The organism is Pseudomonadales bacterium, assembly GCA_041395665.1.
GTDB lineage: Bacteria > Pseudomonadota > Gammaproteobacteria > Pseudomonadales > UBA7239 > UBA7239.
On the sequence record JAWLAB010000002.1, the window covers coordinates 305,988 to 322,125 of the forward strand.

A 16,138-nucleotide genomic window follows, 5' to 3' on the forward strand; every position below is an offset into this window, starting at 1 on the left:
CTACCTAGACGCTTTTGTGAAGTGGAATAACAGGAGCAAGCTGCAGGTAATTCTGAATCTTGCTGCGGATAAACTCGGCAGTAATCGGCATACCGTCGTAATTCAACACAGAAACCATTTGCTGCGGTGACACATCGTTTTCTGCCATCAACAGCGTGCGCAACTGCGCATCGCGATTTTGTTCAATCACAAACACTTTGTCGTGACGCGCAATAAAATCATCCACCGTTTTATTGAACGGGAATGCGCGAATACGCAGCGCGTTCAAACGCACACCCTCTTCCGCCAACAAATCCAAGGCTTCTTCGGTTGGTGCAGCAGAAGTGCCAAAGAAAATCACGCCGTAATTGGCGCCTGCTTGCTCTGGATAAACTTCTGGCGCAGGTACATATTGTTTTGCTGTTTCAAATTTACGCAGCAGGCGATCCACATTCTCCACATACTTATCGCCATCTTCTGTGTAGATTGCATAAGTGTCGCGTGAAGTGCCGCGTGTAAAAAATGCGCCTTTGCTAGGGTGTGTGCCAGGGATGGTGCGGTAGCAAATACCATCGCCATCCACATCCAAATAACGACCAAACTTTTGAATTTTGTCGAGCTGCTCTGCATTCAATACTTTGCCGCGTTGATAAGTGCGCGCATCATCCCACTGCAAAGGCGGCGATAAATAATCATTCATGCCCAAGTCGAGATCGGTCAGCATGATAATGGGCGTTTGCAACTGCTCCGCCAAATCAAATGCATCGGCCGTCATGTCGAAACATTCTTTCGGCGTTGATGGGAACAACAACACATGCTTGGTGTCGCCATGCGAAGCGTACGCTGCAGCGATGATGTCAGACTGCTGCGTGCGTGTTGGCATGCCGGTGGAAGGCCCAGCACGCTGCACATCAATCAACACCACAGGAATTTCTGCAAAGTAAGCCAAGCCGAGAAATTCGCTCATCAGCGAAACACCCGGGCCGGAAGTTGCGGTAAAAGAACGCGCACCGTTCCAGTTAGCGCCGATAACCATACCCATTGCCGCCAATTCGTCTTCCGCTTGCATGATGGCAAAATTTCTTTCACTAGTATCAGGATCCACGCGCAAACGCTTGGCGTATTTTTCGTAAGCATCCACTACGGAAGTGCTAGGTGTAATAGGATACCAAGCGGCAACTGTTGCGCCGCCATAAACAGCACCAAGACCGCAAGCCGTGTTGCCATCCATCAAAATACGATCACCTACACCGTTGCTACGCTGTAAGCGTAAGCCCAGCGGACAAGTGAAATGCTCTGTTGCGTATTTGAATCCCAACTCTAAGGCTTTGACATTCGGTGCGATCAATTTTTCTTTACCTTTAAACTGATCACCGATCAAACCAGTCAACACGCTGAATTCAATATCCAACAATGCAGCCAAGGCACCGATATAAATAATATTTTTAAACAACTGGCGCTGACGCGCATCGGTGTATTCGCGCATCGACAATTCCATCAACGGAATGGGCAAAACATGAATATCACTGCGTACTAATTTTTTATCGAGCGGCTTGGTGGAATCGTAAATAAAATAACCGCCAGGTGTGACATCGTGAAAATCGCGTTCGATAGATTGTGGGTTCACCGCCACCATCACATCACAACCACCACCGCGACGACCGGTATAACCTTTTTCCGAAATGCGCACTTCGTACCAAGTGGGCAAACCTTGAATATTCGATGGGAAAATATTGCGCGGGCTAACAGGAATGCCCATACGAAAAACGGCTTTCACCAATAAAGCATTGGCACTGGAAGAACCGGTACCGTTTACATTGGCAAACTTGACGACAAAATCATTGACTGCTTCGAGTTTTTTCACGATCACACCCCGGCTCAAGCCGCACACTGCTCGCCAGAACCCTGCTGGCCAGCTTTGGTGACACTGTAAAGATATTTCTGCATATCCCATGCGGATGTTGGGCAGCGTTCGGCACACAAACCGCAGTGCAAGCAAACATCTTCATCTTTCACCATGATGCGCCCTGTGCTCAAGCCGTCAGCGATATACAAAGCTTGCTCATGGTTTACTGCTGGCGCACTCAAGTTTTGGCGCAGCGTTTCTTCGTCTTCTTCATTGTGCGTAAATGTGATGCAGCGCGTTGGACAAATATCCACGCAGGCATCGCATTCAATACATTTACTCGCAGTGAAAACAGTTTGCACATCGCAGTTCAAGCAGCGCTGTGTTTCTTCGTAGCCTGTGTCGCGGTCAAAGCCCAACTCCACTTCCAACATACGATCCGACAGCGTTTTTTCTGTCGGCGCGTGCGGTACAAGGTGGCGGAGCTCGTGCGAAATCGCACTGTCGTAACTCCACTCATGGATACCCATTTTTTGACCGATTAAATTGGTGCCAGGCGCAGGGCGATTTTGTACATCACCGCCCATGCAGAACAAATCAATCGAAATTGCCGCTTGATGCCCTTGCGCAACCGCAGTAATAACATTTTTGGGGCCAAACGCCGCATCACCACCAAAGAAAACTTTCGGGTTAGACGATTGGAAAGTGACAGCATCCAACTCTGGCATGCCCCACTTATCAAACGCCACACCGCTATCGGCTTCGATCCACGGAAAGGCGTTTTCTTGGCCAACGGCCATCAACACATCGTCGCATTCAAAAAATACAAATTCGCCAGTAGCTTTCATGACGCGTTTGCCATCGGCATCGTAAGTCACTTCAGCTTTTTCAAAATTCATGCCCACCAATTTGCCATCTTTGACGACATATTCTTTCGGCACATGATTATTGAAAAAGGGAATACCTTCGTGCTGCGCGTCTTCAATTTCCCACGGCGAGGCTTTCATGTCCTCAAACGGGCTGCGCACCACAATTTTGACATCTTCGCCGCCAAGGCGACGCGCTGTACGGCAGCAATCCATCGCCGTATTACCACCACCGATAACTAAAACGCGTTTACCGATTTGTGTAGTGTGACCAAATGCAACACTGGCGAGAAAATTAATGCCGATTTGAATATTGGTATCCGCTTCTTCACGGCCCGGCAATTTCAAATCGCGACCACGCGGCGCGCCGGTGCCAACAAAAACCGCATCGTAATTTTTCGCCAATACGCTATTCAAACTATCGACATGCGTGTTGTAGTGCGTCACCACACCCATATCGGTAATAAAGTTTACTTCCTGATCCAACACTTCCGCTGGTAAACGGAACGAGGGAATCTGGCTGCGCATGAAACCGCCACCAGCAGATTGGTTGTCGTACAAATCAATTTCGTAGCCGAGTGGCATCAAATCGCGCGCCACCGTCAATGCAGCAGGACCACCACCGATCAAAGCAACTTTTTTACCGTTTTTCTGTTCAGGGATCTTTGGCATCATCGCCAACACATCGCCTTTATTGTCCGCAGCGACGCGCTTCAAACGACAGATGGCAACCGGTTTTTCCTCGACGCGCCCGCGACGGCAGGCAGGTTCGCAAGGGCGATCGCAAGTTCGCCCTAATACGCCTGGAAAAACATTCGATTCCCAGTTCGCCATATACGCTTCCGCGTAACGCTCTTGGGCAATCAAACGAATGTACTCTGGAACAGGCGTATGTGACGGACAGGCGTACTGACAATCGACGACTTTATGGAAATATTCTGGATCTTGGATATTGGTGGATTTCACCGCGGGCTCCCCGGCAGCAGAACTGCAGTTGGCGCGGCATTCTACAGTAAACTACTTCGGATTTGTCTCCGCGATTCGATGAATTCATCCTATTTGCGTATTTTTTACTGGATAAAACAACCAATGACACCGCAACAACACTGGCAACAATTTCTTATGGCGGTGATGTTTCTCACACGCCTGCCTGTGGCGCGCTGGGTGCGGCACGATGCCACCTTGCAGCTAGGCATGGCGCGCTGGTTTCCTGCTGTCGGCTGGCTGGTGGGCGGCATTGCTGCGCTGCTGTTATGGCTGAGCGCACACCTTCTGCCTTGGGTGCCTGCGGTGATTCTCGCGACGGCTTTGACCATTCTGCTCACTGGCGCTTTTCACGAGGATGGCTTTGCTGATATGTGCGACGCTTTTGGCGGCGGCTGGGAGAAAGAGCAGGTGCTGCGCATCATGAAAGACTCGCGCCTCGGCACCTACGGCACGCTCGGCTTGGGACTGATGTTAGCCAGCAAAATCAGTCTGTTAGCGCAATTGCCGCTGTTCACGGCGCTGTACGCGCTTGTCGCTGGTCATGTGCTCGGCCGCGCCACCGCCACCTCGTTACTGCTCAGCTTGCCCTATGTGCGCGACACCGAAGATGCACAAGCCAAATCACCGCCCGCCCACTTCGACAGCTCTGCTTTGCTATTCACTCTACTCACTGCCGCACCTGCACTGCTCTTACTGCCGCTGCGTGCGTGGCTACCACTGCTGCTCGGTTTGTGGGTTGTGCGCAGTTGGGCGGCGTGGTACTACCGCAAGCGTATCGGCGGCTATACCGGCGACTGCTTGGGCGGCGCGCAACAGATAGCCGAGTTAGTGACACTGATCGTCACAGCAATGGTCATCACACATTCTTAATTTAAGTAACGCTACGAGTTATCCAACAAGCGCCACAGATACAGCGAGGCAATACTGCGATACGGCTTCCAAGCTTCAGCGTACTGCGCCATCTGTTTGGGTGGAGGCAACTCGTTCAAATCATAGAGCTGCGCAATCGCTTTGCGGATTCCCAAATCATCGACGGGAAAAATATCTGCGCGTCCCAAATCAAAAATCAGATACATCTCTACGGTCCAGCGCCCCACGCCTTTTACCGCAGAAAAACAGCGCACCAACTGCTCGTCACTCATGGTTTTTACATCGGTTGATGACGGAAAAGAACCATCCAATACATGCTGCGCAAGGTCTTTGAGATAAGACACTTTCATGCTAGACAAACCTGCGCTGCGCAACACTTCATCAGGCAAAGCAAGCAAGGTTTTCGCACAAGGCTTACCGCGATTTGCAATCAAAGGCGCGACGCGCGCACGAATCGTCGCTGCCGCCTTATTGGATAATTGCTGCCCAACGATGGCATCAATAAATACTTCTAGCGGTTCAACATTAAGCTGCGGCTTAAATGAAAAATCACCGACTTGCTTGTGTAATTGATGAAAGATTTTGTCTTTTTTCAAATAGCGCAACCCAGCGCGCCATTGCGCAGCCGTCGTAATGTACTGCGGCTTTTCTATCGCGACACCTTCACCCATCAATAACTGTTTTTTGGTCTCCACGCCGCCCTGTGCTGAAAAACCACCCAGTTTTCCTGACGCGGCAATGATGCGATGACAAGGAATAATTAACGGCACAGGGTTTTTCCCCAGCGCCGTTCCCACCGCACGCACAGCCCCTGGCTTTTTAATACGCGCCGCCAATTCTGCGTAGCTGATCACTTCACCAGCTGGAATGCGTCGCGCTTCGTCATACACGGCTTGCATAAACGGCGTAGCTTTTTCAACCAACACAGGAATTGCCGAAAAGTCTTGTGATTTCCCATCGAGATGCAAAGCCACTTGTCGCATCAAACGCGCAACCCACACAGGCGTTTTTGCCGCAGGCAGATGCTGGCTCGTAGCTGTTTGCAACTCTTTTCGCATTCGCGTTGGCGCATCTTCAGGCAACAAAAAATGCGTTACACCCTGCTCACACCACGCAACACCACAATACTTTTTTGCTATCGGAAAAATCTGCCACTGCTGTTGTAACAACTTTGTAGGCATTTTTATGCTCCGTTACGCTGAAAACGAATCGTATGCTACGACAAGTCGATAGATGACGCTTTCTGCATCCGCATGGTTAAATGGAAAGATGCAACCTGTCATCACATCCTCAACACTCGCTTCGTCTGCCACATTGTCCGTCGTGATTCCTGTGTACGGCGCGTGGCAGGCTGCGCGCGTCATTCAAGCGCTGCTGCCGCTTGAACCACTAGAAATTTTGGTCTGTGATTCCAGCCCACAACCCACGCCATTGCCGAGTCACCCCTGCGTTCGTTTAATTCACCTGACCGAACGCGCCTTTCCTGGTGCAGCGCGCAATGCGGGTTGGCGTGAAGCGCAAGGCGACTATGTATTATTTGTGGATGCCGATGTGGTGCTTGCCGAAGAAGGACGGCAATTTGTGCGCCGCCATACTCTCGCTCATGCACACGATATGGCTTTTGGTTTGTACACCTTAGATTGCAAAGATTACAACAGCATCAGCCGCTTTATCGTCAACATACAACATCACCGTTTTGAGAGTGAGTTTTCACGCAATCACTATCGCTACGGCCAATCGTCACATTTATTAGTGCGTCGTGATATCTACAAAAAAATAGGATTTTTTAATCCACACTTACGCATGCACGAAGACAAAGAAATTTGTATTCGCGCTATCAATGCTGGCGTGGATATCAATGTCTACCCAGATTTTTTAGCGAACCATATAAAAATATTTTCTTTTAAAAGCTTGATGTTGGATCACGGCTACAAAGCTTTTCTAGCACAAGAAACACAAAGTAATAACCCTGCTATTTTTAAGCGTGTTGAAAATCAGCTCAGTACTCGCTTCAAAACTAGCTTGATTATCTCTTGCGTTATGCCTTTGATATTGGCGTTCACTTTATTTAGCCATCTATTATCCGCTACCTGGGTAGCAGGATTACTCATTGCCTGCCTATTATCACCACTGGCACTAGCGCATGAAGTGTTCACCACATCACGCTGGCGCGAAAAAATCACCGGCTTACTTTTATGGCCGTGCATGGGCGCTGTCATTTGCTCAGGTGTAGTCATAGCAAAGCTTCATCATATTTATCGCCGCATCAAATATTTCTCTACTAGAATTCCTTTTTCCACAACACTCGCAAAACGCATTTTATTTCGTAGCGGCATGCCAATCAGCATTATTCATTTTGTTACTTCGCGCTGTAATTTGCGCTGCGAGCACTGCTTCTACAAAGAAACGCTAGATCTTAAAGACCCAGGTGAACAATCACTGCAACAACTCAACAAAACAACCCAAGAAATTGGCTCCGTACTGTGGTACGCACTCGGTGGCGGCGAGCCTTTTATTCGCAGCGATTTGCCAGAGATTCACAACACCATCATGCGCAATTGCCAACCAATGATGGTGAGCATACCAACGAACGGCTGGTACACCGACAAAACTTATCTCAGCACACTCGCCATGCTGCAACAAATGCATCACGGCGCGTTGACGGTGCAAATTTCTGTCGATGGGCCTAGAACTATTCACGACGCCATTCGCGGCAAAGACTCTTGGCATCACCTACTGAAAACTTGGAAAAAACTGAAAGAAATTCAACGCGTCTACCCGCGCCTTTCTCTGGGGATTATCACCGTTGTCAATGAAGCCAATGCGCATGTTTACCCCAACTTCATCGACGAATTAACCGATACTTTTCAACCCAACCAAATCAGCATCAATCTGGTGCGCGATACGCAAGTTTTACAACCCAATCTTTCTATCAATATTCTTGATGCCTATAAAACTGCTGTTGAACGCTACGAATGGCATATACAACACAAAACCATGACCGCATTTGGCTATTTGGGTGGCATGATTGTGCGCGCCAAAGAAACGGTACAAAAAGAATTAATTTATCGTGTGATGCGTTTTAATGAATTTGTCACACCCTGCACCGCAGGCGATCTTACTTATGTGATTTGGGAAGACGGGCGCGTCAATGCTTGTGAAATGCTGCCGGATACCGTGGGCAACATATTGGGCGATCAACCAGAAAACAATTTCAAAAATATCGTGACGAATAATCAAGCTGTCGCACTGCGCAGAAAAATCGTACAAGAGCAGTGCAAATGCAGTTACGAATGCGCGATGACCATCAACACGCTGTTCAGTTGGCCTTTGGCAAAAACATTGTGGCAACGCGTACTGACCGGCAAAGCTAATGAACCGCTGCCTTTACCTGCAAATAAACAACCGTAAAACACTGCACGCTTTTAATAGGAGAGAAAATCATGAGCGACATCAACATTACCAATCCAGCCCAAGCCGCAGCGCAGCGCTCTATTGACGCAGTGCGCGCTAAAAACAAAGAAGCTTGGGTGAATAATTTTGCTGACGATGCCTGCATTGAAGATCCCGTTGGCAAATCACCGCTGGATGCTACTGGCAACGGTCACCGCGGCAAAGAGGCTATCGCTGCGTTTTGGGATATGTGCATCGCCACCGGCAATGTCGATTTCAATATTCGCGAATCCTATCCCGTGAGCGACATCGCCTGCGCCAATGTCGGCTCCATTCTTAACACCATGGGCGACATGAAAATCGAAGCCAAAGGCGTGTTTATTTATCATGTCAACGCTGAAGGCAAAGTCACCAACTTGCGCGCTTATTGGGATTTCAACAGCACGATGGCGGCAGCGACAAAAATATAATTTCTTTTTATTTTTTCTTTTTATTTTTTGACCGAGAAAAAACAGAGTCGGCTCAGAGGATGAACCGACTCAAATCCTCATTCTGTGACAGCGCACCGAGCGACTGATCGACATAAGCCGCATCAATCGTCACTGTATTGCCCTCCGCCGCTAAATCGCCCGCCGAAAAAGATACACTTTCCAACAATCGCTCCATCACGGTATGCAAACGCCGCGCGCCAATGTTTTCGGTGCGGTCATTCACCTCCCAAGCAATTTCCGCGATGCGTCGAATGCCGTCTTTGCCAAAAGCAATTTGCAAGCCTTCGGTTTGCATCAACGCGCGATACTGCTCGGTCAATGAGGCATCCGGCTCTTGCAAAATTCGTTCAAAATCATCCGGTGATAGCGAATCTAATTCCACACGAATCGGCAAACGCCCTTGCAACTCAGGAATCAAATCTGAAGGCTTTGCCAAATGAAAAGCACCGGAGGCGATGAACAACACATGATCGGTTTTGATCATGCCGTATTTGGTGGAGACGATGCAGCCTTCAATCAAAGGCAATAAATCGCGCTGCACGCCTTCGCGCGAGACATCAGCGCCGCTGGTTTCGCCGCGACGACAGACTTTATCGATCTCATCAATGAACACGATGCCGTTTTGTTCAGCGGCTTCGATAGCTTTGGTTTTGATTTCTTCGTCATTGATCAGTCGTGCCGCCTCTTCATCCTGCAACTGTTTCATTGCCGAGCGCACGGTCATTTTGCGCAGCTGTTTTCTATCGCTGGAAATATTAGAAAACATATTCTGTAACTGGCTGGTCATTTCTTCCATACCGGGCGGCGCCATAATCTCTACACCCACAGGCGCAGCCGACACTTCAATTTCTATTTCTTTGTCATCCAACTCACCTTCGCGCAACTTTTTGCGAAACATCTGGCGCGTGCCGGTTTCTTTTTCTTGCGGATCTAAACCGCGCGCTGCGGGCAACAGCGCATCCAATACACGATCTTCTGCTGCATCTTGTGCGCGCACTTGCACAGCATCCATTGCGCGCTGGCGAAATAACTTGATCGAAATTTCGATTAAATCACGCACTATGGATTCCACATCGCGCCCGACATAGCCAACCTCGGTAAACTTAGTGGCTTCCACTTTGACAAATGGCGCATCCGCCAATTTGGCGAGCCGACGCGCAATTTCTGTTTTGCCCACACCTGTAGAACCAATCATCAAAATATTTTTTGGCGTGATTTCTGTGCGTAAATTTTCAGGCAGCTGCATGCGACGCCAACGGTTGCGCAGCGCAATAGCGACGGCACGCTTGGCATCGTGTTGACCGATGATGTATTTATCGAGTTCGCTGACAATTTCTCGCGGTGTCATGTTAGACATGCTCGCACTCCATTTCTTCAATCGTGCGATTGTGGTTGGTGTAGATACAAATATCAGCGGCGATTGCTAAGCTTTTTTCAACAATATCGCGTGCGGATAAATCGGTATTTTTCAACAGTGCCGTGGCCGCCGATTGCGCAAATGAACCACCAGAACCGATTGCCAACAAATCATCTTCCTGCTCAATGACATCGCCATTGCCGGTGATAATTAACGAGCTGGTTTTATCCGCCACGATTAACAATGCTTCTAAACGCCGCAGCATGCGATCCGTGCGCCAATCTTTTGCCAGCTCTACGGCTGCGCGCACTAAATGTCCTTGGTATTTTTCCAGTTTCGCTTCAAAGCGTTCAAACAGCGTGAAAGCATCAGCAGTGCCGCCGGCAAAGCCCACGATCACTTCATCGCGATAGATGCGGCGCACTTTGCGCGCATTGCCTTTCATCACTGTATTGCCGAGCGATACCTGACCATCGCCACCCACAACCACGCGCCCATTGCGGCGCACAGACAAAATAGTAGTGCCGTGAAATTGTTCCAAGGGAGAAATCCTGACAGCGGGAGAGACAATCTATCTATGGGCTGTCTGCCACTGTTTCAAGGTGTATTACTTGATGGGGATAGTATTCACGCCATTACCGTTGAGCATGATGCGCGCTTTATCCGCTTCTTGACTCGTGCGGAACGGGCCCGCCACGACTTTCTGCAAGCTCTCGCCACTCGCGCTATTCACCTTGCGAATAGAAGAGCTGACACCCAGACGAGACAGCTTGCTGCGCAGCTTATCGGCTTCCGCCGCATTGCGAAAAACACCGGCCTGTAAGTAGCGCGCACCGTTTGTGGTAGTGGCAGCCGTAGGCTTGGCGGCGGGGGCAGGCTTTGCTGCAGCTTTAGCCTGTCTTTCTTTCTCTTTTTGAGCCAATAGCTGCTCCATGGGATCCATAGAAGCTGTATCGCTTGCAGGTTTCTCCACAGCTTTTTTAGCAGTTGTTTCCACAGGGGTAGGCGTAACCACTGCGCTCGGCGCTGCTGTAGTCGTTGTGACGGGCTGCGATGCATCTGGCGTTGGCGTCGTCATCGCGCCAGGTGTCGTTGCAGGCGCGGCGATCGCAGGCTGTGTTTGCGCGGCTGGCGCAGGTGTTGTGTTAGCCGCTTCAGGTTGAGCAGTAGGAGCGATATCCGTTACGGGCTGCCCACCTTCCGGCAACTTGGTATAGAACTCAAATACAGGGCTAACGCGCTTGGGCGGTGCCGGTGGTTGTTCACTGGGCACGGCAGTTGTTGTTGGGGCAGTAGTTACAGGCATTGCTGGTGCAGGCAACGGAGGACGCACACCAGAGAGATACACCAAAAACATAATCAAACAGCCAGCCAGCGTGCCGACTAACAGCCACAACCACGAAGGTACGCCACTGCTTTTTTTGCGCTGCGGTGAACGACGATGAGAAGTTTCCTTACGGATCCGCTGGCTACGGGCGAAATCGTGGCTCATGAGGTGAACTTCACTCCCTGACTATCAAACTTTATTACAAGCACAAACATTACATGGATTCCGGTGCGTTGACACCTAACAGCAGCAAGCCATTGCGCAACACTTGCTGCGTCGCAACCGCCAACGCCAAGCGTGCATTGCGCAACGCCGCATCGTCCACCAAAAACTGTTCGGTGTTGTACCAAGCGTGCAAGCCCGCCGCCAGCTCACGCAAATACTGCGCAATCACATGCGGGGCTAAATCCTGTGCGGCATTGGCAACGACATCAGGGTAACGCGCTAAGGTATTGAGCAAATCGGTTTCATGCGCAGTGGTTAAGCGATCCAATGACGCTAAACCCGCTGACTCATCCCACGGCAATTGTTTTTCCTGCGCTTGACGCAACACGCTGCACACGCGTGCGTGCGCGTATTGAATGTAATACACGGGATTGTCATTGCTTTTTGCAACAGCCAAATCCACATCAAAAACCAATTGCGATGTTGCTGCGCGCGACACTAAAAAATAACGCGTCGCATCGCGACCGCACCATTCAATCAAATCGCGCAAAGTGACATAAGCGCCGGCGCGTTTGGATATTTTTACTTCTTCACCGCCGCGCATCACCGTGACCATTTGATGCAAGACATAATCGGGCCAACCCGCAGGAATGCCAACATTTAATGCTTGCAGCCCAGCGCGCACACGCGTGATCGTTGAATGGTGATCCGCGCCCTGCTCGTTAATTACACGCGTAAAACCGCGCTGCCATTTGTTCAAGTGATACGCGACATCCGGCACGAAATAGGTGTAACCGCCTTCTGTTTTACGCATCACACGATCTTTGTCATCGCCGAAATCAGTTGTCTTTAACCACAACGCACCGTCTTTTTCGTAAGTGTGACCACTAGCGATTAACTGCTGCACCGTCGCTTCAACGCGACCTTCCGCGTACAGAGAAGATTCCAAATAAAACACATCGAAACGCACATCGAAGGCGCGCAAATCCAAATCTTGTTCGCGACGCAAATACGCCACCGCAAAATGACGAATCGCTTCAATATTTTGCGCGTCTTTTGCACCGATCACATGCTGATCGTCGGCATCAATTTTTTCGCCCGCCATGTAAGCATTGGCGACATCAGTAATGTAGTCGCCGCGATAACCGTCTTCTGGCCACGCACTGTCATCGGGCGTAAGACCCAAAGCGCGCGCTTGCACCGAGCGCGCCAAATTGTTGATCTGCGCGCCAGCATCGTTGTAGTAAAACTCGCGTGTGACTGACCAACCTGTTGCAGCCAGCAGACGACACAGACAATCACCAATAGCTGCACCGCGACCGTGGCCGACATGTAAGGGACCCGTGGGATTGGCAGAGACAAACTCCACCTGCACTTGCTGCCCCGCACCTGTGTTGCTGCGACCGAACTGTTCTCGCTCGGTGAGCACGCGCGACACCACGGCTGTTTGCGCAGCGCGCGCTAAAAACACATTGATAAAGCCGGGGCCCGCAATTTCTGCTTTTTCTACCACTGCGTTGTTGGGCAATGCAGCAATGATGGCAGCCGCTAAATCGCGTGGTGGCTTGCCCGCCTGCTTCGCCAACACCATGGCGATATTGCTTGCCAAATCACCGTGCGCTTTGTCGCGCGTATTATCGAGCTGTACCGCAGGCAAATCACCGGCAGACAAAACGCCTTCGCTTTGCAAACGCATCAGCGCAGTTTGTAGCAAGGCAGCCAAGGACTGTTTCATCAGAAGGATTCGTTCAAATACAAATTAGCCTGTTATTATCGCCGTTTCAGCACTGTGAAGCCACATAACAGCGTATAACAATCAATAACAGCAGCAGTCGAGGTTGAAGCTGGCGATGTTTGAAATTGGCGTTATCCCCGTCGCTGGCGCAGGTCTGCGACTCTACCCCTACACCCAAGCCACACCCAAAACCCTGTTGGAAATCGGCGGGCAATCGCTATTAGTGCGCAACATTTCAATCATGCGCGAGCAACTGGGCGTCAAAAAAATCATTTTGATCATTGGCCACCACGGCGATCAGATTCGCAAAGCGATAGGTGACGGCCACCAACTCGGCGTACAGATCGAATATGCAGAATGCGAAAATATTGGCGCAGGCTTAGCGCGCGGATTGCTGTCGGTGCGCGACAAAATTCAGCAGCCTTTTCCTGTCATTCTCGGCGACGAGTTATACCTCGACAGTAATCACCAACAACTCCTGCAATACGCCAGCGCACCGGTTGATGTGGTGTGTGGCATCAAAACCACCGGCGACACCACACTGATTCGCAAAAACTATGCAGTGACTGTCAATGGCAACCGCATCACCGCGCTGGAAGAAAAACCGGAAGTGGTGAAGACGCATTATCTAGGTTGCGGCACTTATATTTTTTCGCCAAAAATTTTCGACGCCATTGAGAAAACATCGCCTTCAACAAAAACAGGACGCGTGGAATTGACCGAGGTGATTGGGCAACTCGCACAACAAGGTGCGGATGTGCGCGCCGCTCTTTTGAAAGGTGGCTATCGCAATATCAATTACGCGGAAGATTACATCAGCGCGATGAATTTATATCGCAAAATAAACTTCGACCAATACCGCGTCAGTTTAGTGATCCCTACTTACAACGAAGCCGCAGCCATCGGCGATGTCATTGAAGATTTTCGCGACAAAGTGGATGAAATTATTGTCGCCGACAATCAATCACCGGATGGCACAGCAGAAATCGCTCTCGCAAAAGGCGCAACGGTAATTTCACAACCTTTAAGCGGTTACGGCGAAGCACTGCGCTGCGCTTTACAAAACGCAACCGGCGACATTTTGGTGTTGATGGAAGGTGACGCGTCTTTCACCGCCGATGATTTGCCAAAATTTTTGGCGTATATGCGCGATGCGGACATGGTGATAGGCACACGCACAACCAAGCAGATGATTGAGCAAGGCGCGAACATGGATGCTTTTTTGCGCTGGGGTAATGTATTAGCGGCCAAAGTGTTGCAATTTTTTTGGATTCGACAGGAACCACGCTTCACCGATCTCGGCTGCACTTATCGCGCTATTTGGCGCGATACTTACCTTACTATTCGTGACAATTTATCGGCCGTTGGCCCTGAGTTTTCGCCAGAAATGATGGTGGAAGTGTTGCGTTCCGAAAGAAAAATTATCGAAATTCCTGTTACTTATCGCCCTCGCATTGGCGATATTTCCAAACACTCAGGCAGCAAGCTGGCCATCTTAAAAACTGGCACAAAAATGTTGTGGCTGATTTTGAAAAGGCGATTAGGTTTTCGCTAACACTCAATCTAGCACTGCATCATGCTTAGCTACCTGCGCATCCAATGCGCCTGTATTTTTCATCATCAATGCCAACGGAATAATGGCGACCGTCATCCACATAATCAGCCGGAAATCTTGTAAATAGGCCAGCTGCGCAGCTTGACGCAGCAACTCGCCGTCTAGCGCCATCAAGCCTTGCACGGTGCTGGTATTCCAAATTTGCGGCAACACTCCCCAATCCAAATTGTGATTAAACGGCGTGATGTATTCTGAAAAAATAGCGTGATTGCGCTGCACATTATCCGCCAACTGCGTCATCACCACGGAAATACCAATACTGCTGCCGATATTGCGCACCAAACTAAAAATGGATGACCCTTCGGTGCGCAACGATGGCTCCAAGGTCAAAAAAGCAATTGTCGATAGCGGCACAAAAATAAACCCCAATCCGACCCCTTGCAAAACTCCCACCCAAATGACCGCAGATTCACTCACATCAACGGTGAACCCCATCATTAACCACAGCGAGCCACAGGTAAAAATACCTCCGGTTGCAATAATAAAACGCGGATCAATACGATCCATTAAACGCGTCACAACGATCATGCCCAACATCGTGCCAGCACCGCGCGGCGCCAACATCAAGCCGGTATCCAATACGGAATAACCCACCAAACTTTGCAAAAAAGGCGGCAGCAATGCCAGTGTCGCCAGCAACACGATGCCGACGAAAAAAATCAGCACCAAACTCACACTAAAGTTTCTATCTTTAAACAATGCCAGTTCAATAAAAGGGCGTTGATGCGTAAATATATGCACCATAAACATATAAAAAGTAACAACGGATACAACAGCTTCCGCAATAATTTCTGGTGATTGAAACCAATACAGTGTTCGACCGCGATCCAACATCAACTGCAACGCACCAATACTGATACTCAGTAGAAAAAAACCAAATACATCAAAGCGCCGTTCGTAATCCAAAGGTGATTCTTTCACCAAGGCCATCACACCAAACAAGGACAAAATACCTACGGGCAAATTGATATAAAACGCCCAGCGCCAACTGTAATACTCCGTCAACCAACCACCGATGGTTGGTCCAAGAATCGGTGCCACCATCACACCAATACCCCACAAGGCCATTGCTTTTGCGTGTTGCTCACGCGGAAAAGTGTCGAGCAAAATGGATTGCGACAACGGCACCAAACACGCACCAAAAACACCTTGCAGCATGCGCGCTAAGACCGCTTCCGGCAGCGATTGCGCCATACCGCAAAGCCCCGACGCCACGGTAAATCCCACCACACAAGTCACTAACAAACGCTTGCGCCCAAAACGACCGGCGATAAAACCAGTCATCGGCATCACAATCGCAGAAGTGATGATGTACGAAGTCAGCACCCACGAAATTTGATCTTCGGTTGCCGACAACGCGCCCTGCATATGCGGCAGCGCCACATTGGCAATTGTGGTATCTAAAATTTGAATGATGGCCGCCAACATAACGGCAGCCGCCAGCAACATCTGCCGAATATTTGGCGGCAAACGATCGACAAAAGTTTTGCGCTGCACAGGCGTCATA

At 49.9% G+C, this 16,138-nt stretch carries 12 protein-coding genes; 4 read left to right on the forward strand and 8 right to left on the reverse strand.

Translation table 11 applies throughout. The features are described from left to right. Positions 1 to 4 precede the first annotated feature (4 nt). Both R3E63_04010 and R3E63_04015 read right to left on the reverse strand, forming a co-directional pair. On the reverse strand, positions 5 to 1,843 hold the full coding sequence (locus R3E63_04010; protein MEZ5539120.1) for a 2-oxoacid:acceptor oxidoreductase subunit alpha: 1,839 nt from the start codon (positions 1,841 to 1,843) through the stop codon (positions 5 to 7). Positions 1,844 to 1,857: 14 nt separating this feature from the next. Then, on the reverse strand, positions 1,858 to 3,657 hold the full coding sequence (locus tag R3E63_04015; GenBank protein MEZ5539121.1) for an FAD-dependent oxidoreductase: 1,800 nt from the start codon (positions 3,655 to 3,657) through the stop codon (positions 1,858 to 1,860). Between the two features lie 78 nt (positions 3,658 to 3,735). Between R3E63_04015 and R3E63_04020 the strand changes: the two genes are divergently transcribed. Beyond that, positions 3,736 to 4,548, forward strand: a complete 813-nt coding sequence (locus R3E63_04020) for an adenosylcobinamide-GDP ribazoletransferase (protein MEZ5539122.1) — start codon at positions 3,736 to 3,738, stop codon at positions 4,546 to 4,548. Between the two features lie 11 nt (positions 4,549 to 4,559). On the opposite strand, the gene R3E63_04025 is transcribed toward R3E63_04020, so the two are convergent. Beyond that, positions 4,560 to 5,729 carry a methylated-DNA--[protein]-cysteine S-methyltransferase gene (locus R3E63_04025; GenBank protein MEZ5539123.1) on the reverse strand — a complete coding sequence of 390 codons (1,170 nt, stop codon included), beginning with the start codon at positions 5,727 to 5,729 and terminating at the stop codon, positions 4,560 to 4,562. Between the two features lie 52 nt (positions 5,730 to 5,781). Here R3E63_04025 and R3E63_04030 point away from each other — a divergent pair, with 52 nt between their 5' ends. Both R3E63_04030 and R3E63_04035 read left to right on the forward strand, forming a co-directional pair. Next, entirely contained in the window at positions 5,782 to 7,959 is a 2,178-nt protein-coding gene (locus R3E63_04030) for a glycosyltransferase (protein MEZ5539124.1), read from the forward strand. A 32-nt stretch (positions 7,960 to 7,991) separates the two neighbouring features. Next, on the forward strand, positions 7,992 to 8,411 hold the full coding sequence (locus tag R3E63_04035) for a nuclear transport factor 2 family protein (GenBank protein MEZ5539125.1): 420 nt from the start codon (positions 7,992 to 7,994) through the stop codon (positions 8,409 to 8,411). Positions 8,412 to 8,463: 52 nt separating this feature from the next. Here the strand turns inward: R3E63_04035 and hslU are convergent, their stop codons facing one another. From hslU to argS, 4 genes are all read right to left on the reverse strand, one after another. Continuing rightward, positions 8,464 to 9,789 carry an ATP-dependent protease ATPase subunit HslU gene (gene hslU, locus R3E63_04040; GenBank protein MEZ5539126.1) on the reverse strand — a complete coding sequence of 442 codons (1,326 nt, stop codon included), beginning with the start codon at positions 9,787 to 9,789 and terminating at the stop codon, positions 8,464 to 8,466. Then, a complete protein-coding gene (gene hslV, locus R3E63_04045; protein ID MEZ5539127.1) occupies positions 9,782 to 10,330 on the reverse strand; it encodes an ATP-dependent protease subunit HslV in 549 nt (182 codons plus the stop codon). Before hslV ends, hslU begins: the two co-directional genes overlap by 8 nt. Before the next feature lie 66 nt (positions 10,331 to 10,396). After that, the gene (locus R3E63_04050) at positions 10,397 to 11,281 is read right to left on the reverse strand and encodes an SPOR domain-containing protein (GenBank protein MEZ5539128.1); all 885 of its coding nucleotides are present in this window, start codon (positions 11,279 to 11,281) and stop codon (positions 10,397 to 10,399) included. Between the two features lie 49 nt (positions 11,282 to 11,330). Next, the gene (gene argS, locus R3E63_04055) at positions 11,331 to 13,016 is read right to left on the reverse strand and encodes an arginine--tRNA ligase (protein MEZ5539129.1); all 1,686 of its coding nucleotides are present in this window, start codon (positions 13,014 to 13,016) and stop codon (positions 11,331 to 11,333) included. Positions 13,017 to 13,131: 115 nt separating this feature from the next. Here argS and R3E63_04060 point away from each other — a divergent pair, with 115 nt between their 5' ends. Continuing rightward, positions 13,132 to 14,571, forward strand: coding sequence for a glycosyltransferase (locus R3E63_04060; protein MEZ5539130.1), 1,440 nt, complete (start codon positions 13,132 to 13,134; stop codon positions 14,569 to 14,571). A 3-nt stretch (positions 14,572 to 14,574) separates the two neighbouring features. Here the strand turns inward: R3E63_04060 and R3E63_04065 are convergent, their stop codons facing one another. Then, positions 14,575 to 16,137, reverse strand: coding sequence for an MDR family MFS transporter (locus R3E63_04065; protein ID MEZ5539131.1), 1,563 nt, complete (start codon positions 16,135 to 16,137; stop codon positions 14,575 to 14,577). Between the last annotated feature and the right edge of the window lies 1 nt (position 16,138).